The organism is Nocardia nova, assembly GCF_002933465.1.
GTDB lineage: Bacteria > Actinomycetota > Actinomycetes > Mycobacteriales > Mycobacteriaceae > Nocardia > Nocardia nova_B.
This window is the reverse complement of sequence record NZ_PSZE01000005.1, coordinates 3018-27882: the sequence shown is the minus strand read 5'-3', so window position 1 is coordinate 27882 and position 24865 is coordinate 3018. Positions and strand designations below refer to the sequence as shown.

General features: G+C 67.0%; 1 protein-coding gene. It reads left to right on the top strand.

Annotated features, from left to right (window positions below):
* The first annotated feature begins 400 nt into the window (after positions 1–400).
* A complete protein-coding gene (locus C5E41_RS07725; protein ID WP_104375172.1) occupies positions 401–24865 on the top strand; it encodes a non-ribosomal peptide synthetase in 24465 nt (8154 codons plus the stop codon).

Here is a 24865-nt window from a genome sequence, read left to right as displayed (position 1 = left end):
CGATCGCTGATCGGGCGAACCGCTCATGTCGGCCATACCGCGCGAACGGCACTCACCGAGACAGCGAAAAATGTTCCGATCCAAGATCCCTGTGGCTTCGAATAGCTACCGATGCCGCTGGTGGGTGGGGATCCCGAAGGGGCGGAAGGGCCGTGTGAGTCGGATTCCGCGGCCGAGCGTCTCGATCCAGCATGCGTACTACTGCTGTCTGCAGAGAATTCTCCCGTTTCGGCGGCGGGTGCATCGAGCTGAGCCGTGCACCGCAGTTGATCGGCGAATTCGAATGCGGCCGTAGTTCGGGTTCGATCTCGAAATAGGCATGAATACACATTTCGGATAGGTGGTACGGCGTGGCTCCGTTGTGCCGCAATGCCCGCGAGTCTGAGCGAGGGATGACACGATGAATCTGAAGTCAACCGGAACCGCCGACGAACTGGATCTGATTCCGCTCTCGAGGGCGCAGCACGGTATGTGGTTCGCGGACAGCATGCCGGGCGGACCGGCCGTCAACATCGCGCAGTACGTCGATCTCGAAGGCCCGATAGATGCCGACGTGTTCGCCCTGGCGGTCAACCGCGCCGCGCTCGAGATCGAGTCTCCGGTGGTGCGGGTGGTCGAATCCGACGGTCGCCCATACCAATTCGTCGACCGCAGCATCGTCTACGACGAGCCCGTGCTGGATTTCAGTGCCGAGGACGATCCATTCGAAGCGGCGATGGAGTGGATGCGCCGCGACTACAACACCAAGGTCGCCGACCTGAGCCGTGATCAGCTCGCGGTGACACGGCTCATCCGGATCTCCGAGGACCGGCACCTGTGGTACGCGCGTGCTCATCATCTGGTGATCGACGGTTACGGTGCGTTCAATCTCATCACCCGAATAGCCGAACATTACAACGCGATACTCGAGAACAGGCCGCCCAAGAAGTTGGTGGCAGCCAAGTTGCGGGACATCATCGAGACGGAACAGACCTACCGCGCCAGCTCTCGGTTCGAGACGGACAAGTCGTATTGGCTCGACAAGGTCGCGGATCTTCCGACGCCGGCAAGCCTGTCGGGCCGCACCGCACGCTGGAGCAAGGACGACCGTGTAGTCGGCCGGCAGCTCCCCTCGCAGTTGTCCGACCGGCTCGACCGTTTCGCCGACGACCTGAAAGCCTCCGCCGCCCAAGTGGTGATCGCCGCATTCGCGGCGTTTCTCGCCCGGATGACACGGACCGACGATGTGGTGCTGTCGATGCCGGTGAGCGGGCGCGTGACGATGAAACTGCGCAATGCCGCCGCCATGTTGGCGAACATGGTGCCGATCCGGTTCAGTGTGAACGCGACAACTACCGTCGAGGAGCTGGTCGGCGCCTCGGTGTCCGAACTCGTCTCGGCGATGCGGCATCAGCTCTACCGATTCGAGGACCTGCGCCGGGACTCGAATGCGCTGGACGCGGCGGCGAGTTCGTTCGGGCCGATCGTCAATGTGCTCTTCTTCGACTCCGAGATTCGCCTCGGGTCAGCGGAGGGCCGCTACCGTGCCTTGACGTCCGGGGTGCTCGACGACCTGCAGCTGAACCTGTATCGGCCCGGCGCCGAGGCGCCGCTGCTGATCGAATTGCACGGCAACGCCAACCTGTACGACCAGGATGAGCTCGAACTGCATGCGCACCGATTCATCGCATTCCTGCACCGGATGATCGAGTCGCCGGCGGGTACCGCCATTGTCGACGTCCCACTCGTCGACCCCGGCGAAAAGCTGCGAATCGTAGGGGAACTCGCCGGCCGCCACGGAGAATCGCCCGGCGAGACTCTGGTGGACCTCCTGGCCCGGCAGGCTGCCGCCAGCCCCTCCGCGGTGGCTGTCAGTTCCGGCGCGACAGCCCTCACCTATCGCGAACTGGACGAGTCGTCCACACGGTTCGCGCGCAGGCTCATCGCCCTCGGCGTAAGGCCGGAGACTCTCGTGGCCATCGCCATGCCGCGGAATGTCGATCTCATCGTCGTCGTCCTGGCCGTACTGAAGTCGGGCGCCGGATACCTGCCGTTGGACGTAGCTCACCCGACCGACCGGCTCGAATATGTGTTGAACGACGCCGACCCGATCGTCATCGTGACGAATCAGGGTATGCGCGAGCATATTCCGGGTGACCCCGGGCGCGTGGTTCTCTTCGACGACGATACCTGTCTAGAACCCGGCGACCGCTCGGCTCCGATCACCGATGCCGAGCGCACCGGCGCACTGCGTTCCGACCACGTCGCCTACGTCATCTACACGTCCGGATCGACCGGCCGTCCGAAGGGAGTCTCGATATCCCATCGCGCCGTCGCCACCTACCTGGTGAATACGTGTGCCGAGATCGGAGTGGGCGCCGAGGACGTCTGGACGTTCTTCCACTCGTTCGCGTTCGACTACTCGGTGTGGGAAATATTCGGCGCTCTGGTCACCGGAGGCCGAGTCGTCATCGTCGACAGCCTCACCACGCGTTCGCCCGACGATGTCGTGCGGCTCGCGGTCCGTGAGAAGGTGACCGTTTTCAACCAGACGCCTTCGGCGTTCCTCCAGTTCGCAGCCGCCCGGCAGCGCTACGCCACCGCAGGGTCGCCGGACGGTGCGCTATCGCTTCGATTGGTCATCCTCTCGGGCGAGGCGCTGGATCCGGCGGGGTTGGCCGACTGGTACGAGCACAACCCGAATTCGCCTGTGCTGGCCAACAGTTACGGGATCACCGAAACCACGGTCTTCGTCACCTACCTCGGCCTCACACGCGACATCGCCGCGCCGGGCGCGCCGAGCGCGATCGGGCCGGCGTTGCCGGGTCTGCGAACATTCGTCCTGGACGAGCGTCTTCGCCCGGTCCCGCTCGGCGCGTGGGGCGAGATCTACGTCGCAGGCGCTCAACTCGCGCGCGGTTACCTGAACCGCCCTGCGTTGACCGCCGGACGCTTCGTCGCGAATCCGTTCGGGAAGCCGGGCGAGCGCCTGTACCGCAGCGGTGACGTAGCACGACGAAACCACAACGGCGAGTTGGAATATCGTGGCCGAGCCGACCAGCAGGTGCAACTGCGCGGGTTCCGGATCGAGCTGGACGAAATCCGTAACTCACTGTTGAGTCACAGCGCGGTGTCGGCGGCCGTCGTCGTCGTACACCGTCCGGGCACGGAGGCGGCTCGGCTGGTCGCCTATGTCGTGCCGGCCGACGACGCCATCTGCGAGGCCGAGTCCCTTCGCGCACATGTCGGTGCGCGGCTGCCGGAATACATGGTCCCCGCGGGCATCGTCGTATTGGCGGCTTTGCCGCTCACGGTCAACGGCAAGGTGGACCACCGTGCGCTGCCGGATCCGGTATTCGATTCGGCCGCAGCGTACGTCGCGCCGCGCACCGCTGTCGAAGAGTCGATCGCAGACGTCTTCGCCGAGGTTCTCGGCCTGGAGCGGGTTGGCGTGTCGGACAGTTTCTTCGAACTCGGCGGCAATTCGCTCACCGCGACCAGCGCGGCCGTGCGCATCGCTGAGGTGACCCGACGCGATGTGTCGGTCCGCGACCTGTTCGGTAAACCGACGGTCGCCGAACTCGCCGCGCATATCGAGGCCGGCCACCACGCGCGCCGGCCGGTGCTGAGCCCGGCGCGGCGGTCCGGGCCGGTTCCGCTGGCGCCCGCGCAGAACAGAATGTGGCTGGTCAACCAAGCCGATCCGGCTTCTGCCGCATACAACATTCCGTTGGTGATGCAACTGACCGGACGTCTCGACACCGCGGCACTGCGTGCCGCCCTGACCGACGTGATCGACCGGCACGAGTCACTGCGCACTTTTTACCCGGCCGTGGACGGTACGGGGACACAGGCCGTTCTGCCGGCCGAGGACGTCGTCGCCGAGCTCGATCTGACGCCGAGGCCGACCGACCCCGACGAGATCGCGAACCGGATTCGTGAGCTGGCCTCGGCCGGGACCGATGTGCGCCTCGGTCCGCCGATCAGGTGCGCGCTGTTTGCGACCGGCGACCGGCGGTGCCACGTCCTTGTCCTTGTGCTGCACCATATTTGCTGCGACGGTTCATCTCTGCGACCGCTCGCCGCCGATGTAGCAGCCGCATACAGCGCGAGGTCGGAGGAGAAGACTCCGGACTGGCAGCCGTTGACGGTGCAGTACGCCGACTACAGCGTCTGGCATCGGGAACTGCTCGGCGACGAGAACGATCCGAACTCGCTGGCGGCACGGCAGTTGGGTTACTGGACACAGCGACTGGCGGGCATGCCGCCGGTGCTGGAACTCCCCGCCGATCGCCCGCGTCCCAGCCGCCGATCCCTGCGCGGCGACGTCGCGCACACGGTGATCCCGGCTCAGATCTTCGCCGAGATCGAGCGGTTGGCGCACACCGCGAATGTCACGACCTTCATGGTCGTTCATGCCGCACTGGCCGTATTGCTTGCCCGACTGTCGGGCTCCTCGGACATCACCATCGGGACGCCGGTCGCGGGCCGAGGTGAACGCGCGCTCGAGCCGCTCATCGGAATGTTCGTCAATACGGTGCCGCTGCGCACCGAGGTGCGCGACGACGAATCACTCACCGCATTCCTGGCGCGGGTCAAAGATGTCGACGTCGACGCCTTCGCCTACCGCGATCTGCCGTTCGAACGCATCGTGGAGAAACTCGGTCCGGCACATTCGTCGGCGTATGCCCCATTGTGTCAGGTCTATCTGGCCTTCGAGAACATGGACCGGCCGAGACTGGAGCTTCCTGAACTCACCGTCGAGATCCTGGATCCGGGGCCCGAGCCGGCAAAGGTGGACCTCATCGTCACGGTGGCCGAGAACTCGGCTGCCGGCGGCGACGTTGGTCTGCGAATCAATTACGCGACAGACCTGTTCGACCGGGGCACGATCGAGGAGCTCGCCGCGCGGCTGAACCGTATTCTCGATGCCTTCGTATCGAACCCGGGGGCGCAGGTCGGTGATGTGGAGTTGTTGTCGAGGCTCGAGCGGATGCAGCTGGTGCCCGCGTCGGGAGGCGCCGGCGCCGAACCGTCGGTGCTGGCGAACTTGCTGGGCGGAGATCCCGATGCGCCTGCGATTGTGTCCGGTGCGCACTCGGTGTCCTACGGCCGATTGGACGAGTGGTCGAATCGTCTTGCGCGAGTGTTGATCCAGGAGGGCGTGGGCCCGGGCGATCACGTCGCGTTGATGATGGCTCGGTCGGTCGAATTCGTGGTCGGACTGTGGGCGACGACCAAAGCGGGTGCCGCGTTCGTTCCGGTCGATCCTCGCAACCCGGCAGAACGTGTCGCACACATGATCGCGGACTCCGGCGTGCGGATCGCGATCACCGTCGACAATTCGCGCAACCTGCTCCCGACCGCGGTTCGAGCGCTGGTTCTCGACGATCCGGACACGCAGGCGTCGATCGCGACACGATCGGCCGCCACCGTCACGGACGCAGACCGGATGCGCCCCTGCCGAGCCGCGGATACGGCATACGTGATCTACACCTCGGGATCGACAGGCACACCGAAGGGCGTGGCGGTCACCCACGCGGGCCTGGCGAATTTCGCGGCCGAACAGCGTGAGCGCTACCGGGCCGATTCGAGGTCGCGCGTGCTGCAGGTGGCCGCGCCCGGTTTCGACGCGGTGATGCTGGAGCTGTTGATGGCGCACACCAACGGCGCCCTGCTGGTGATCTCGCCCCCGGATGTGTTCGCCGGCCGTGAGCTGGCGGAACTGATTCGGACACACCAGGTTTCCCACGCGTTCCTGACACCGAGCGTGCTGGCGACGATGTCGCCCGCCGGACTGGATTCGCTGCAGGTGCTGGTGGCCGGCGGAGAGGCCGTGTCCCCGGAAACCGTGGCGGTATGGGCGCCGGGACGACAGCTGTTCAACGGGTACGGACCGACCGAGACCACGATCATGGTCGCGATCAGTGATCCGTTGTGTGTCGGCGACCTCGTGACGATCGGTGGTCCGATCCGTGGAGTAGAGGCTGTGGTGCTGGACGCGTCATTGCGGCCGGTGCCGGTCGGGGTGACCGGAGAGTTGTACGTCGCCGGCATCCAGCTGGCTCGCGGATATCTCAATCGGCCCGCCCGGACGGCCGCGTCGTTCGTCGCGAATCCGTTCGGCGCGCCGGGCACACGCATGTACCGCGTCGGCGATCTCGCCCGCTGGACACCGGAGCACACGCTGGAATATGTCGGACGCACCGATTTCCAGGTCAAGATCCGCGGCCAGCGGATCGAACTCGGTGAAATCGAATCCGTTCTGTCCGGACATCCCCGCGTCGCGGCAGCGGTCGCCGTAGGAGTTGCGACCGACGGCGGCACTCGACTGGCCGGCTACGTGGTCCCCGCCGGAGCCGATATCGACACAGCGGAACTGTTGAACCATGTCGCGCAGCGCTTGCCCTCGCACATGGTGCCCGAGACGGTGATAGTGCTCGACACGCTGCCGCTGTCGTCGGTGGGCAAAATCGATCGAGCGGCGCTGCCGGAACCGGTCTTCGCCGCGACGACCACCGAGTTCGTCGCACCACGCAACGCGGCCGAGCAGAGCGTCGCGGATGTCTTCGCGGAAGTTCTGGGCATCGAGCAAGTCGGTGCCTTGGACAGCTTCTTCGATCTCGGCGGCAATTCGCTGTCGGCTACCCGTGCCGCGGCCCGCTTGAGCAGTGCGTTCGGCGTCGACGTACCACTGCGCGCCCTGTTCGAGGCGGACACCGTCATGGCGTTGGCGGAGCGCCTGCGCACCGCCGAGGCGGGCCGACGAGCACCGCTCGAGCCACAGCAGCGTCCGGACCGAATCCCGCTGTCACCCGCCCAGACCCGCATGTGGTTCCTCAACCGATTCGACACCGGCTCTGCGGTATACAACGTTCCGCTGGTCGTGCGCATGTCGGGAACCCTGGACGTGAGCGCCATACACGCCGCGATCGCGGATGTGCTCGACCGGCACGAGTCCCTTCGTACCGTCTACCCGGACAGCGAAAGCGGCCCGCACCAGGTGATCGTCCCGGTGGATGCCGTTCTGCCGACGCTGGCTCCGGTGCCCGTCGCGGCGGAGGAAGTAGAGGCCCGGATCGCAGCCGAAGTTGCGGCCGGGTTCGACGTCACCTCCACCGTGCCCTGCCGAATCACGCTGCTGCGCACTGCAACCGACGAGCACACCTTGGTTCTCGTGGTTCATCACATCAGTATCGACGGTTCATCGCTCGCCCCTCTCGCCGCCGACTTGACGACCGCCTACCGAGCCCGCACTCGGCAGCAGGCTCCGCAATGGGCGCCGTTGCCCGTGCAGTACGCGGATTACGCCTTGTGGCAACGTCAGCTGCTGGGTACCGAAGACAACCCACACAGTGCCACCGTGGCCCAGATCGCGTACTGGCAGGCAACTCTCGCCGATCTGCCCGAGGTGCTCGACCTGCCCACCGACCGTCCGCGACCGGTACAGCAATCGTTCCGCGGCGCGACGGTGTCGACGACAGTGCCGGCCGACCTGCATCGTGACCTGGCCGGGCTGGCCCGCCGCCACGACACCACGGTGTTCATGGTGACGCACGCCGCGTTCGCGGCGCTGCTGGCGCGACTGTCGGGAACCGATGACATCGCAGTGGGTACGCCCATCGCAGGCCGTGGAGAGCCGGGACTCGACGGTCTGATCGGTATGTTCGTCAACACACTGGTGTTGCGGACGCGCATCGAGCCCGATGCGTCCTTCACCCGGATTCTGGAACAGGTCCGGGCCACCGATCTGGCCGCCTTCGAGAATGCCGATATCCCGTTCGAACGCCTCGTGGAGGTGCTGAACCCGCAGCGCACAACGGCCCACGCGCCGTTGACCCAGGTCGGATTCTCGTTCCAGAACATCGACATCCCCACGGTGACGTTCGACGGCCTGACGGTTTCGGCTCATATGCCCGACCCGAGCGTGGCCAAATACGACCTGCATCTGAACCTCGTCGACACTCTCGGACCCGCTGGTGAGCCGGGCGAAATGACAGTCGAATTCGGGTACGCCGCAGACCTGTTCGACGAGACGACGATCACCACGATGTTCGAGCGCTACCTGTCGCTCCTGCGCGCGGTCGTCGCCGATCCTGCCCGGGCCGTCGGCGACATCGATCTGCTGTCGGCACACGAGGCACGCGTACTCACCGCACGTTCGACCGGGGAGACCGTCCGCCATACGAGTTCGACGATCGCGCAGATGTTCGCGGCGCAGGCGGCGGCGACGCCGGAGCACACGGCGGTTCTGGCCGCCGAGACCGGGGATCGACTCACCTACGGTGAGTTCGCTGCGCGAGTGAATTCGCTCGCCCGCGCGCTGATCGCACGCGGGATCGGCCCGGAAACCGTTGTGGCAGTGGCGATGCGGCGCTCCGTCGAACTGCTGACCACCCTGTATGCGATCCACGCGGCCGGCGCGGCCTATTTGCCCCTGGATCCGGATCATCCGATCGACCGTCTGCGGGCCGTGCTCACCGCCGCACGGCCGAGCGCGGTCCTCACCCGTCGCGCCGACACGGTGACTTTGCCCGACGACGTTGCGGGGTGGACGCTCGAAGAGTTCGAGACCGCCCACATCGACGGAGCGCCGGTGACCGACGCCGACCGGACCCGGCCGTTGCGTGCGGACCATCTGGCCTATGTCATCTACACATCCGGGTCGACGGGCGTGCCGAAGGGGGTCGCCATTCCGCACGCCGCGGTCGTGAACCAACTCCGGTGGATGCGCGATCACTACCGGCTGGGCGGCGACGACGTCATGCTGCTGCGGACGCCGTTCACGTTCGATCTGTCGATCTGGGAGCTCTTCTCGGCGTTGACGTGCGGCGCGTCGCTGGTTGTCGCGGGTCCTGACGCGCACGCCGACCCCGCTGCCGTGGCCCGGCTGATGGCGGAGTACCGGGTGACGACCGTGGACTTCGTCCCGTCGTTGCTCTCGGCCTTCGCCGACGTGGCCACTCCCGGCGTGTTCCCCGACCTGCGTCGTGTGCTGTGCATCGGCGAGGCGCTCCCGGCCGACACCGTCCGCCGGTTCCGCAATCTCAGCGACGCGCGCATCGACAACCTGTACGGGCCGACCGAGGCCGCGGTGAGCGTGACCGCCCACCGGATCGAAGATTTCGATGCCGTCGCGGTGCCGATCGGAGCTCCCGAAGCCAACGTGGTCGTCCACGTGCTGGATTCGCGGCTGCGTCCGGTTCCCCCCGGGGTGACCGGCGAGTTGTACCTGGGCGGAATCCAATTGGCGCGCGGCTATCACCGACGGCCGGGTCTGACGGCGGCGACGTTCGTTGCCGATCCGTTCGCCGGTGCCGCCGGCGGCCGCCTGTATCGCACCGGCGACCTGGTCCGCTGGGACGAGGGCGGAGATATCCGGTACGTCGGTCGCGCGGACTCTCAGGTCAAGATTCGCGGGCTGCGGATCGAACTCGGTGACGTCGAAGCGGCGTTACTCGCCCACGAGCAGGTACACGGCGCCGTCGCGCAGGTACGCACCGACGGCGGCGAGCAGCGGTTGGTCGCCTACGTGGTGGCCGAACCCGCGCTCGACGTCAGGCAGGTGCGAAGTTTCCTGCTGCAGCGATTGCCCGCCTACATGGTGCCGACACCGGTGGTACGGGTCGACTCGATCCCGCTCACGGCGAACGGCAAGGTCGATTTCAGGGCATTGCCCGTACCGGAAGCGGGCACCCACCCGTGCGAGTCCCGGGAGCCGAAAGGCCTTGTCCAACAAGCCATCGCCGGGGTCTTCGGCGAGCTTCTCGAGCTGCCGGCGGTCGGCGCCGACGACAGCTTCTTCGACCTGGGCGGCAATTCGCTGCTCGCGACGCGCGCATTGAGCCGCATCGGCCATATTCTCGACGTATCCATACCGGTGCACATGATCTTCGCGGCATCGACTGTGGCCGACCTCGCCGAGCGTATCGGGCATTTGCGCGCGGTACCGGGCCTTCCCGCGCCGACCCGGCGCTCCCGGCCGGATCGCCTTCCGCTGTCGCAGGCGCAGAATCGGATGTGGTTGCTCAACCAATTCGATCCCGAATCGGCGGGATACGTTGTGCCGCTGGCAATTCGGCTCGAAGGCGTCCTCGATATCGATGCGCTGGCAGCGGCCGTCGGCGACGTCATCGAGCGGCACGAGAGCTTGCGCACGGTATACCCGGCAGTCGACGGTACGGCGGCTCAAGTTGTGCTGGATGCGGCCGACGTGCTCGCCACGTGCGATCTCACGCCTCAGCCGATCGGCGAGCGCGAGCTGGCGCAGCGGCTGGCCGAATTCTCGGGCATCGGATTCGATGTTTCGCAGCGGGTACCGTTGCGCGTCGCGCTGTTTCAGCTGTCGGACACCACCTGGACGATCGCGATGGCTGTCCATCACATCAGTTGCGACGGCTATTCGGTGGCGCCCCTGGCCACCGATATCGTCACCGCCTACCGGGCGCGGTCCAGCGGCATCGCGCCGGAATGGGCGCCGTTGCCCCTCCAATTCGCCGATTACGCGCTGTGGCAGCGCGAGGTGCTCGGCTCGGTGGACGATCCGGACTCGTACCTCGCCCGCGACATCGCCTACTGGCGAACTCGACTGGCGGGCATCCCCGATCTGCTGGAGCTGCCGACCGATCGGCCGCGGCCGATCGAGCAGACACAACGCGGAGCGGTGACCCACGTCGCGATCTCCGCTGAGCTGCACGGGCGGGTGGAGTCGCTGGCGCGCCGAGCCGGGGCCACGACCTTCATGGTGGTGCACACCGCGCTGGCCATCGTGCTGTCGAAACTGTCCGGCAGCGACGACGTCACCATCGGTGTGCCCCACGCCGGGCGCGGCGACCGGTCGCTGGACGATCTGGTCGGGATGTTCGTCAATACGTTGGTCATGCGCACCCGCATCACGCACGATCAGACATTCATGAGCCTGCTCCACGACGTGCGGCGCACCGACATCGAGGCATACGACCATGCCGATGTTCCGTTCGAGCAGCTCGTCGATGCGCTGAATCCGCCACGATCGACGGCGCACACCCCGTTGTTCCAGGTGATGCTCGCTTACCAGAACATGGCGCGGGCACGGGTCGAACTTCCCGGTCTCACTGCCGAGAGCGTCGACCCCGGCGACAGCGCCGCGATCTACGACTTGCTGCTCATGATGACCGAGGACCACGGCACACACAACGAGCCGGGCGGCATGCGATTGCGCATGACATACGCCACAGATCTGTTCGACGAAGACTCCGTGCGACGCTTCGCCGAGCAGTTCGTGCACGTACTCGATGTCGCGGCATCCGATGCCGGCACGACCGTCGATCGGATCGATCTGCTCGGTGCCGCCGACCGGAAGCTACTGGAACGGTGGAACGACACCGGCGGCGCCGTCGTGACGGGCCGGACCCTTGTCGATGCCTTCGACGAACAGGTAGCGCGCACGCCCGACGCTCCGGCGATCGTCCTTCCGGACGGTGACGTGTTGACCTACCGGGATTTCGACGCCCGCGTCAATCGTCTGGCCGGATGGCTCATCGCCCGCGGCGCGGAGCCCGAAACCGTTGTGGCAGTGGCCGTGCGCCGCTCCGCCGAGCTCGTGACGGCTGTGTACGCCGTGGTGAAGTCGGGCGCCGCGTTCCTTCCGATCGATCCGGATCATCCGAGTGCGCGTATCGCGCGTGTGCTGGACGCGGCACAGCCGCTGGTGCTGCTCACCACCACGTCCGACGGCGCCGAACTGCCGGATGAATTCGACTGTGTGCGGATCGATCGACTGGACCTGAGGGGTATGCCCGACAGCCCGATCACCGACGCCCAGCGGCGCGCGCCGCTCGAGGCGGGACACTGTGCCTACGTCTTGTTCACCTCCGGCTCCACCGGTGTCCCGAAGGGAGTCGCCCTCACTCACGCAGCGACTGTGAGTCAGCTGGCGTGGGCACAGCAGCAGTGGCCGCACAGCACGGCCGACGTGGTGCTGCACAAGACTCCGATCACGTTCGATATCGCGGTCTGGGAATTGTTCTGGCCCTTGCAGACCGGCGCGCGGCTCGTGATCGCCGCGCCGGACGGACATCGCGATCCGGCGTACATCGCCGATGTCATCGCGCGCCATCAGGTCGGCACGGTGCACTTCGTCCCGTCGATGCTCGACGTGCTGCTCGAATCCACGGGTTCCCGGCAGATGTCGTCCGTGCGGCGGGTATTCGTCGCGGGAGAGGCGCTGGCACAGCGCACAGTCGACGCTGCGGCGCAGGTTTTCGTAAACGCGGATCTGGTGAACTGGTACGGCCCCGCAGAGGCAGAGGTCGTCACCTCCCGGCGGTGCCTGCCCGGCGTGACGCCCCGCGCGACGGTTCCGATCGGTACACCCGTCGCCGGTATGCGGGTTCATGTGCTCGATGCGCGGCTGCGGCAGGTGCCTATCGGGGTCGTCGGCGATCTGTACGTCTCGGGTGTACAGCTGGCGCGGGGTTATCACGCTCGTTCCGCTCTCACGTGCGCGGCCTTCGTCGCGAACCCGTTCGGTGACCCGGGGGAGCGGCTGTACCGCACCGGCGATCTGGTCCGGTGGACGAAGGCCGGCGAGCTGGAATTCCTGGGCCGCAGCGACTTCCAGGTGAAGGTCCGCGGACAGCGGGTCGAACCCGGTGACATCGAAGCCGCGCTGTCCGCACTGCCGGAGGTGGCTCGTGCGGTCGTTGTCGCCACCTCGGATCGGATCGTCGGATACGTGACGCCGGCGCCGGGCGCGACAACCAACGGTCGAGCGATTCGCGACCAGCTCACTCGCTCGCTGCCGCCGTACCTGGTTCCGGCCGCGGTGGAAGTGCTCGACTCGATGCCGCTCACCGCGAACGGCAAGCTCGATCGAGCCGCGTTGCCGCAGCCGACATTCGACGATGGCGAGGAAATCGTGCCACCTCGAACCGGCCGCGAAACGGTACTCGCGAATATCGTCGCGCAGGTCACGGGAGCCGATCGCGTGAGCGTGACGGCGAACTTGTTCGAGATCGGTGTCAACTCGCTCTCGGCCGCGCAGATAGCGGCGCGGGCCCAGGCGGCCCTCGGTGTCGAGGCCGGCATCCGTGACATCTTCGACGAGCCGACGATCGCACGACTCGCCGAGCACCTCGCCCGGCGCACCGATTCCACGGCGATTCCCCTCGCACCACGGACACGGCCGACGATCGTGCCGCTGGCGGCGGCCCAGCGACGGATGTGGTTCCTCAATCAGTTCGACACCGTGTCGGCGGCGTACAACATCTTTTTCGCGGCGCGATTGACCGGTGCCCTGGACGTCGCTGCGCTGCAGGCGGCGCTGCTCGACGTGGTGGCCCGGCACGAGCCGCTGCGGACGACGTATCCCGCCGTCGACGGCGAGCCGTGCCAGGTGGTGCACGACGTGTCCGCCATGGCGGCGGAACTGGCGCTTGTTCCCGAAACGGTCGCCGGCGAGTTCGAGCTGACCGACCGGATCCGCCGGGCCTCGGGGGCGGGTTTCGACATCGCGCACTCGGCGCCCGTGCGTGCACGGCTGTACCGCATCGGCGCCGAAGAGCACGTGATCGTGCTCGTGGCTCATCACATCGCCGCTGACGGCTCCTCGATGGCGCCACTGGCCGGCGACATCTTCGCCGCCTACGAAGCACGTGTGAACGGGCTTGTGCCGCAATGGGAACCGTTGAAAGTGCAGTACGCCGACTACGCGCTGTGGCAGCGCGACATGCTGGGCGCCGAGGACGATCCGGCGTCGTTGTCGGCGCGGCAGATCGCCTACTGGAGCGATGTTCTCGATGACGCCCCGGAAATGCTCGACCTACCGACCGATCGGCCCCGGCCGGCCACTGTGTCGACGGCCGGCGGCAGCATCGACGTCGCGGTGCCGCCGCGGCTGCACGACGCTGTGGTGCGACTGGCGCACCGCGAAGGCGTCACCGTGTTCGTGGTGCTCCATGCGGCACTGGCGATCCTGCTGGCTCGCACCGCGCACAGCGACGACATTTGTGTCGGCACCCCGGTTGCCGGGCGCGGCGACCAGGCGCTGGACGATCTGGTCGGCATGTTCGTCAACACCGTCGTGTTGCGCACGCGAGTACGTGAGGACCGGTCGTTCCGCGAATTTCTGTCGGAGGTGCGCCAGACCGATGTGGAGGCGCTCGCGCACGCCGACGTGCCCTATGAACGACTGGTCGACGCCCTGGAGCGCCCCCGGTCGACCGCGTATACACCGTTGTTCCAGGTGATGTTCGGGCTGCAGAACATGCGCCCGGCCCGGTTCGAGTTGTCCGGTGTCGCTGTCGAACTCCTCGATCCCGGCGTGGCACAGGCCAAAACCGACCTCACCGTGCTGGCGACCGAACGCGTCGAGGATGAGCGGCCCGCCGGTATCGGTGTCGAGATCGTCTACGCCACAGATCTTTTCGTCGAGTCGACCGTAGCATCGTTCGCAGAGCGGTTCGTTCGCGTACTCGAAGCGGTCACGGCCGATCCGACCCGGCAGGTGGGCGACATCGGATTGCTGAGTGCCGAGGAGGCGCAACGCCTGCTTCCCGCACGTGGCGCCGGCACGACCACGCCGTGCCTGCTTCCCGTACTGCTCGCGTCGGCCGCGGTCGCGAACCCCTTCGCGATCGCGCTGATCGGAGACGGGCAGACCCTCACCTACGGGGAGCTCGACCGGCGGTCGAACCAGCTCGCCGCTCATCTGCTGGCCCAGGACGTCGGACCGGGTGCATTCGTCGCCCTTGTCGTGCCCCGGTCGGTCGACTACCACATCGCCATGTGGGCGATCGCGAAGACCGGCGCCGCATTCGTACCGGTGGATCTGCGGTACCCCACCGAGCGCATCGGGCATATGGTCAACGATTCCGGTGTCGAGATCGGGATCACGATCGAGGCAGCACGCATGTCGTTGCCGGACGGTGTCCGCTGGCTGATCCTCGATGATCCGCGTTCGGCCGCCGATATCGCCTCGCGTCCGCAGCACGCCGTCACGGACGCGGATCGCCCGCGCGCCTTGCAGATTCGCGACGCGGCCTACGTGGTCTACACCTCCGGGTCGACGGGAAAGCCGAAGGGCGTTGTCGTCACACACGAAGGACTGGCGGGCTTCGCGACCGAGCAGCGTGATCGGTACCGGGTGGACAGCACCTCGCGGGTGCTGCAAGTGGCCGCGCCTGCCTTCGACGCGGTCCTGCTCGAGGCGTTGATGGCGCACGCCGCCGGTGCGGCGTTGGTCGTATCGCCATCGGAGGTGTTCGGCGGTTCGGAGCTGGCCGAGCTGATCAGGACGCACCAGGTATCGCATGCGTTCCTGACACCGAGCGTGCTGGCGACGATGTCGCCCGCCGGCCTCGAGTGCGTGCGGATGCTGGCGGTCGGCGGGGAGATGGTGGCGACGGATGTGGTCGCCGCCTGGGCACCGGGCCGGCGTTTGCACAACATCTACGGGCCGACGGAAACAACGATCGTCATCACGATGAGCGATCCGGTGCAGCTCGGGGACGTGATCACGATCGGCGGGCCCATCCGGGGTGCGCAGGCCGTGGTCTTGGACGCGCGGTTGCGGCCGGTGCCGGTCGGAGTGGAAGGGGAGCTCTACCTTTCGGGCGCTCAATTGGCGCGCGGTTACCTGAATCGGTCCGTGGCGACGGCGGCTGCGTTCGTGGCGAATCCTTATGGGGAACCGGGTTCGCGGATGTACCGCACCGGCGACATGGTCCGCTGGACCGCGCGCGGTGCGCTGGAATACGTCGGCCGCATCGACTTCCAGGTCAAGATTCGGGGCCAGCGCATCGAACTCGGCGAAATCGACGCCGCACTGCTTGCGCACCCCGGGGTGGTCTCCGCCGTGACCGTGCACCGAACCGGTCCCGGTGGGCAACCGATTCTCGCCGCCTACATCGTGACCGCCCCTGCGGCGGACCTCGAACCGACTGCGGTGCTCGACCATGTCGCTGCCGCCTTGCCTGCCCACATGGTGCCGGCGGTCGTCACGGTGCTCGACCGCATGCCGCTCGCCTCGACCGGCAAGGTGGACCGGAAAGCGCTGCCGGAGCCCGTCTTCGAGCTCGGGGAAGACGATGTGCCGACGTTGGCGACCGACCTGGAACGCACTATCGCGGCTGCCTTCGCCGATGTTCTCGGCATCGCGTCGGTCGGCGCGGGAACATCGTTCTTCGCGCTCGGCGGTGACTCCATCATGTCGATCCAGCTGGCGTCGCGGCTCAAGTCCGCAGGTGTCGTCGTGACCGCCCGGGACATCTTCGAGCGCAAGACCGTTCGCGGACTGGCGCAGGTTGCGGCGGCTTCCGAACGGACATCGCTCGCGGAGCTGCCCGAGGGCGGAGTGGGAGAGGTCCCCTTCACGCCGATCGTGTCGTGGTTCGTCGACCGACTCGCGGCAGCCGATCGGTTCGCGCAATCGATGGTGGTGCGGTTGCCCGGTGACGTGCGAGTCGACGACGTGACCGCGACCGTGCAGGCGGTTCTTCAACGGCACGACATGCTGCGCTCGCGGTTGCGTGAACGACGGCTGGAGGTGCTGCCGGAGTCCGCCGCTGACGCGGCGGGGTCGGTTCTAACCCGCACATTCCGTGCCGGCGAGGCGCCGGGCAGCGACGGTTTCACGGCCGTGGTGGAAGCGGCGCTGGCTGCCGCGTCCGACGGCCTGGATCCGGCCACGGGCCGGATGCTGCAGGTCGTGTGCCTGGTTCCCGAACCGGGTGTCGATGCCGAGGCCCGGGCCCTCATCGTGATTCACCACCTGGCGGTCGACGGGGTGTCGTGGCGCATCCTGATTCCCGACTTCGTGGCCGCCTGGCAACAGGTCACACACGGGCAAGCGGTGGAGCTGCCGGCGCAGGGCACGTCCATGCGCCGGTGGGCGCACGCGCTGGGCGCTGCCGCCGAGGATCGCGCCGGTGAATTCGAACTGTGGCATCGGATGAGTGCGGCCGCCGATCCGCTGCTCGGCCGTGCGGCATTGGATCCCGCAGTCGATACTCAGTCGACCGTGCGGCATGTGGCAGTGTCCATTCCGGCAGAGCGCACCTCGGTGTTGCTCGATGCGGTCCCCCGTGCCGTTCGCGGCAGCATCGACGATGCTCTGCTCGCCGCTCTGGCCGTGGCGGTGACACGCTGGCGCAAGCGGCGCGGTGTCACCCACCAGGGCGTGAAAGTCCTGTTGGAGGGCCACGGACGTGAAGAGCAGATCGCTGCGGGCGCCGACCTCTCCCGCACCGTGGGGTGGTTCACCAACGCGTACCCGGCTGCCCTCGACCTGAGCGGAATCGCACTCGCGGATCCGCGCGCGGCGGTCAAGTCCGTGAAGGATCAGTTGCGCGCGATCCCGGACAAGGGCATCGGATACGGTCTGCTGCGCTATACGAACGCCGACACCGCCGACCGGCTCGCAGTCTCGCCGGAGCCGCAGATCAGCTACAACAATCTCGGCCGCGCCGGCGTCGATCTCACGTCCTTGTCGGACCTGGCATGGGTGCCGACCGATGAACAGTTCGACCGGCGGGCCGCATTCGATCCGGATATGCCCGCCGCAGCCGTGCTGACGATCGACGTGAATATCGCGGACACTGCGGCCGGACCCGAGCTGTCGGCGCACATCGGCTACGCCTCGCGGTTGCTCGAGCACGACGACGTCGCCGAACTCGTCGACGAATGGGTCGACGCCGTGACCGCGATCGCCGAGGCGGCCTGCGCGAACCCCGACTGGGGTCTCTCCCGAGCCGACGTCCCGCTCGTCGACCTCACCCAGCCCGACCTGGACGCATTCGCCGACCGGTACGGTGCGCTGACCGACATATGGTCGCTGGCGCCGCTGCAGGCGGGGTTGCTGTTCCACGCCGAACTCGCAACCGGCCAGCTCGACGTCTACACAGCTCAATCGGTGGTCGCCCTGGCCGGCGTCGTCGACGAGAACCGGCTCGAGCGTTCTGCGAACGCCCTGCTCGAGCGGTACCCCAACCTGCGAGCCGCTTTCACCCGCACCGCCGAGGGCGTGCCCGCGCAGATCGTGCCAGCCCACACCACTGCCGGCTGGCGCAGAATCGAGTTGACCACCGGCGCAGAGCAATTGGGTGACCTGCTCGCCGCCGAACGGACGGCCACATTCGATCCGGCCGACCCACCGCTGCTGCGATTCTTGTTCATCGTCGTCGGGCCGCAGGACTTCCGGCTGGTGTTGACGGCGCATCACCTCCTGGTGGACGGTTGGTCCTTGCCGCTGTTGTGGCGTGAGCTGATCGGCCTGTACGCGGTGGACACCCGGGCGGAACTGTTGCCCGACGTCGCGTCGTACCGCGACTACCTCGACTGGCTGGACCGGCGCGAGTGGTCCACCAGTATCGCGGCGTGGCGAGATGCGCTGTCCGGCATCGGTGAGCCCACACTGGTCGCCGATCCACACTCGGCGGCGACCACCGACATCCCGCTCGATCTGGCGATCGTGCTCGATCACACTGTCACGGCCGAGTTGGTGGAATTCGCCCGAGCCCGAGCGGTGACGATGGCGACGATCGTGCAGTTCGCCTGGGCGCTGGTACTGGGCAATCTGCTCGGTGTCGAACGCGTCGTATTCGGCAGCACGGTCTCCGGCCGGCCCGCCGACCTGCCGAACGTCGAGTCGATGATCGGCCTGTTCATCAACACGATTCCGGTCGTCGCCGACGTGGGCCGGAACCTGACCGTCGAGGACGCGCTGAATCGGTTGCAGGCCGAGAACACCGGTCTGCTCGAACACCACTACGTCGAACTGTCGCAGATCATGGCGGCCGCGGGCGGCACTCAACTGTTCGACACACTGGTCGTCTTCGAGTCCTATCCGGTCGACAGCAGCGGCATGGGTGGCGCCGACATCGACGGGATGCGGGTGGTCTCGGCGGAAGGCAGCGACGCCACGCACTACCCGATCACGGTGCAAGCGCATCACACCGACGAATTGCATGTTCGGGTCCGGTACCAGCGGTCCCGTATCGACGACGTCACGGCGGCTGGTCTTGCCGCACGTGTCGAGGCAGTGCTGCGCGCGGTCACGACCCATCCGCGTACGCCGCTCGGCGCGATCGACCTGTTGTCCGCGCGCGAGCGTCGCGAGCTGGTACCCGCTTCGGGCGGCAACGCCGAAGCGCCGCGCCTGATGGCGGAGCTGCTCGCAGCGGGCTCGGCCGCCGAATCCATTGCCACAGCGATAGTTTCGGGTGACCGCACCGTGTCCTATCGGGAGCTGGACACCTGGTCGAACCGGATCGCGCGACACTTGATCGGCTGGGGTGTAGGCCCTGGAGATCAGGTCGCGCTGGTCATGCCGCGGTCGGTGGAGTTCGTCGTCGCGTTGTGGGCGGTGACCAAAGCGGGTGCGGCTTTCGTGCCGGTCGATACTCGGAATCCGGCCGAGCGAGTCGGGCACATGATCGCAGACTCCGCTGTGCGAGTGGCGATCACGGACTCGGCCTCCCGGCGATTGCTTCCCGATGCGGTGCGCGTGCTGGTTCTCGACGACCCGGACACCGCCGAAACCATCGCCTCGCGCCCGGCGGCCGCCGTGACCACGGCAGAACGCACACGCTCCCCCCATATCCGGGATGCGGCATACGTGATCTACACCTCGGGCTCGACGGGAATACCGAAGGGGGTGGCGGTCACCCATGAGGGACTGGCGAATTTCGCAGCGGTACAACGTGATCGCTTCGGTGTCGACAGCGGGGCGCGGGTGCTGCTCGGCGCCGCTCCCGGCTTCGACGTGATGGTGCTCGAGGTGCTGCTGGCACACAGCAATGCCGCGACGCTGGTGGTGCCGCCGCCGGAGCTGTTCGCCGGCGAGGCGCTGCGGGAACTCATGGCGGCGCAGCGAGTTTCGCATGCCTTCCTGACTCCGAGTGTGCTGGCGACGATGTCGCCCACCGGACTGGACTCGTTGCGGGTGCTGGCCGCCGGTGGCGAGGCGGTCACGGCCGAGACCGTGGCGGTGTGGGCGCCCGGACGTCGGTTGCTGAACGGATACGGACCTACCGAAACCACGATCCTGGCCGCAATGGGCGAGTTGTATCCCGGTGACGCGGTGACGATCGGCGCTCCGATGCGCGGTGTGGAGGCAGTCGTGCTGGACGCGTGGTTGCGGCCGGTGCCGGTCGGGGTGGTGGGGGAGTTGTACCTCGCCGGCGTACAGCTGGCTCGTGGCTACGTGAACCGGTCCGCGGCGACCGCTGCCGCGTTCGTGGCTGATCCCTTCGCTGCGGCAGGTTCACGGATGTACCGCACCGGCGACCTGGCCCGCTGGACACCGCAGCACACGCTCGAATATCTCGGCCGCCGCGATTTCCAGGTCAAGATTCGCGGGCAACGGATCGAACTCGGCGAGATCGAGTCCGTCCTGGCCGGCTGTCCCGGGATCGAGCGGGCGGGTGTCGCGCTGCGAAAGGACGAACGCGGCATGGACCGGCTCGTCGGTTATCTCGTCGCCGCCGAGGGGGTGGACCCGGACGATGTGCGGGCCGCCGCGCGGTTGCGGCTGCCCGCGCACATGGTGCCCGACGTGTTCGTGACGCTCGCCGAATTGCCCCTCACCACCACCGGCAAACTCGACCGCCGGGCGCTTCCCACGCCGGCATTCACGGGCCTCAAGGAGTGGGTCGCCCCACGCACCGACGCCGAGCGTCGCGTAGCGGAGGTGTTCGGGGAGGTGTTGAACGTCGACCGAGTAGGGGCAGTGGACAACTTCTTCGACCTCGGTGGAGATTCGCTGTCGGCGACGCGAGTGACCGCGCGGTTGAGCGCGGCCCTCGGGGTGCGCATCGGTGTCCGGGATCTGTTCGAAGCGGCGACGGTTGCCGAGCTCGCCGCTCGCACGGCGACTTACGACCGGCACGTTCGGAAGCCGCTGATTCCGCGACCTCGGCAGGCGCTCGTGCCGCTGTCACCGGCGCAGCAACGGATGTGGTTCCTCAACCAGTTCGACACCTCGGTCGGCGCGTACAACATCCCGCTGGTGGTCCGGTTGCGGGGAGAACTCGATCTCGACGCACTGCGGCGCGCGTGCGGATTGGTCGTCGACCGGCACGAGGCGCTGCGGACCAAGTTCCCGGTGGCCGACGACATGCCCCACCAGGTCGCCGTCGATGGCGACCAGGTCGTACCGGCCCTCACGCCCGTCCGGATCGAGGAACGGCATCTGATGGAGCGCATGGTCGCAGCTGTATCGAGCGGTTTCGATGTGCGACAGGCGCCACCGGTGCGGATCGAACTGTTCGCTGTCGACGACCGTGACCACGTCCTGGTCGTCTGTGTGCACCACATCTGTGCCGATGGGCAATCGATGATGCCGCTGGCGCGGGATGTCGCTGTGGCGTACGAGGCGACTCGGCAAGGGACGGAGCCGACATGGCCGGCCCTTCCGGTCCAGTACGCGGACTACGCGCTGTGGCAGCGTGAATTCCTCGGCGATGAGAGCGACCCGGACTCGGTCGCCTCCCGGCAGTTGCGGTTCTGGAAGCACACCCTCGACGGGCTGCCCGACCTGCTCGAGTTGCCGACCGATCTGCCCCGGCCGCCGGTGGCGTCGATGCGCGGCCGCGCAATAGATTTCGAGCTGCCCGTCGCATTGCACACCCGCATCGACGCCGTCGCACGCGCGTCGAATGCGACGGCCTTCATGGTTCTGCACGCCGCGTTGACCGTCCTGCTGTCCAGGCTGGCGGGCGTCGACGATATCGCGATAGGCACCCCGGTCGCCGGCCGCGGGGAGCGTGAGCTCGACGATCTGATCGGGATGTTCGTGAATACCCTCGTGTTGCGATCGCGGGTGTCGCCGAATCAACCCTTCGCCGAATTGCTGGCCGCGACGCGTGATACGGACCTTGCTGCCTTCGCACACGCGGAGGTGCCCTTCGAGCACGTCGTGGAGATGCTGAATCCGCCCCGGTCGACCGCACATCTGCCGCTCTACCAGGTCACGCTCGATGTGCAGAACCTGAGCAGGGCCGCGCTGGAACTGCCGGGGCTCACCATCGAGCCGGTGGAGGGCGGCTTCGATCAGGCACAGGCGGACCTGGCCGTGAAGCTGGTCGAGCAGTTGGACGAGGCGGGGCTTCCCGCCGGCATGGTGGGTCGATTGACCTTCGCCACCGATCTTTTCGTCGAGGAGACGATGACTCGGTTCGCGCAGGCGTTCGTGCGGACGCTGGAGGAGGCGACCACGAATCCGGCGGTGCCGGTCGGCGATATCGACATCGTCGGTCCGATGCAGCGGCGCGAATTGCTCAGCGCGGCAGGGCAGCCGGGCGTCCCGGTCGCGGACACGACGCTGGCGGAGCTGTTCGTCGAGCGGGTAACGGCGCAGCCGGACGCGGTCGCCGTGACCGACGGCGTCACACAGCTGACCTATGCGGAGCTCGATCGGCGCGCCGGTGACGTGGCCGCACGGTTGGCCGAGCAGGGAGTGGGACCGGAATCGCTGGTGGCGGTGGCGCTGCCGCGCTCTGTCGAACTGGTCGTCGGCCTGCTCGCGGTAGTGCGGGCGGGTGCCGGCTATCTGCCGTTGGATGTGGCTTACCCGCTCGAACGATTGCGGTTCATACTGGACGACGCCGCTCCGGCGGCGGTGTTGACCTCGGCGGATATGGCTGCGGCGATTCCGGAATACCCAGTACCGCTGATAATTGCCGAGGATTGTGTGGGAGCGATCGCGACCTGTCGCGATGCGGTCGTGCCGAAGCCGCGGCCGGACAATCTCGCCTACGTGATCTACACCTCGGGATCCACGGGCCGCCCCAAGGGAGTGGCGGTCAGCCATCGTGACGCGGTCACTTTGTTCACCCATGCGGCCGAGCGATTCGACTTCGGTCCCGAGGATGTGTGGACGCTGTTCCATTCGTATGCCTTCGATTTCGCGGTGTGGGAAATGTGGGGTGCGCTGCTGTCCGGTGGCAGGGTGGTCGTTGTCGACTACGACACGTCCCGGTCCCCGCAGGCGATGGTCGACCTCGTGGCACGAGAGCGCGTGACGGTCCTGAGCCAGACTCCTTCGGCGTTCTACGGGTTCGCCGATGCAGAGCGCTCCTACCGCGAATCCGATTGCGGAGCCGGTGATCTCGCCTTGCGATACGTCGTATTCGGCGGTGAGGAATTGGATACGTCACGGTTGGCCGGCTGGTTCGTGGCTCATGCCCCGGAATCGCCGCGATTGGTCAACATGTACGGAATCACCGAGACGACTGTGCATGTGACGTCGACCGCAATCGATGGGGCGGGTGAGGTCGGGATCGGATCGCCGCTGCCGGGCTTGAAGGTGTACGTACTCGACTCCCGGTTGCAGCCGGTGCCGATCGGTGTCGCCGGGGAGATCTATGTAGCCGGTGAGCAACTCGCGCGCGGCTACCTGGGGGCTCCGGCGCTGACCGCGGGCCGATTCGTGGCGAACCCGTTCGATCCGAGTGGCGCCCGGTTGTATCGATCCGGAGATGTCGGCCGGTGGCGCAACTCCACGAGTGGTCTAGAGCTGACGTATGCCGGGCGTGCCGACGCGCAGGTCCAGCTGCGCGGTTATCGGATCGAACCGGGTGAGGTGGAAGCGGCGCTGCTGAGGCATCCGTGCGTGACGCGGGCCGCTGTGGCAGTGCACCGCCACGAGCGCGGCGTGGATCAGCTGATCGGTTACGTCGTGGGCGTCGACGGGCAGTCGATCGAACCGGGCGAAGTCCGAGAGGTCGCTGCGCAGGTCCTGACCGGCTACATGGTGCCCTCGGCGGTCATGGTTCTGCCGGATCTGCCGTTGACGGTCAACGGCAAGCTCGATCGAAAGGCGTTGCCCGCCCCCGATTTCGACGTGTCGGCCGACGAATTCGTGGCGCCGCGCACTCGAACGGAGAAGCTGATCAGTGACGTCTATTCGAAAGTGCTGGGAGTACAGCGGGTCGGCGTATCGGATGGGTTCTTCGATCTGGGCGGCAATTCGCTGCTGGCCACGATGGTGGTCACCGAGCTGCGAGCGCGTGGTGTGACGATCGCGTTGCCGTGGATGTTCGACGACGCGACGCCGAAGGTGCTGGCGCGCAGGGCCGACGAGGCGACGGGCGGTGGCTCCGGCCTGGACGTGTTGCTTCCACTGCGTGCGCACGGAACGAAACCCGCGCTGTTCGCTGTGCACCCCGCCGGCGGCCTGGCCTGGTTCTACGGTGGCCTGCTCGAATATCTCGACAGTGATCGACCGGTCTACGGATTGCAGGACCCCCACGTAGTGGCGAGCGAACCACCGGCCGAGTCGGTGGAAGAACTGGCCGACCGCTATGTGGCCGAGATTCGCCGTGTTCAGCCCAACGGGCCATACCATCTGCTCGGTTGGTCACTGGGTGGGCAAATCGCGCATGCCATGGCGGCGCGACTTCGGTGCGACGGTGAACCGGTCGGGATGCTGGCCGTACTGGATAGCGCACTCGCCACCCCGGAGGAGCCGATTGCTTCGCCCGCAGTGGTGGAAGAACCGGCGCCGGGGCAGCTGATGGCAGACCTGCTCGGCGGCTGGCGAGAGTTGTTCGGCCTCGGAGACGAAGCGCAAGCCGACACCTACGATCAAGCATGGACCGTCATCCGCGATCAGGTAACCGGCACCGGGCTGTTCACCGCGGAACAGGTCGATCGGGTGATGGCGAGCTTCGAGACCGCGAGTCACATCGCCGATGATTACCGGCCCGACGTTTTCGACGGAGATCTGATCTTCTTCACCGCAGGGAAGGACCACTCGGACCACGAGGAACTCGCGAAGCAGTGGCGTGTCTATGTCACCGGTGAGGTCTACAACAAGGTGGTCGATGCGCGTCATCTCGAGTTGAGTCATCCCCACGCACTGTCGGAGGTCGGCCCGGTGATCGAAAGGGTGATGGAGCAGTGGTGA

Excerpts from the sequence above, each read along its gene's own strand:
- C5E41_RS07725 (WP_104375172.1), top strand. The coding sequence starts at position 401 with ATGAATCTGAAGTCAACCGGAACCGCCGACGAACTGGATCTGATTCCG.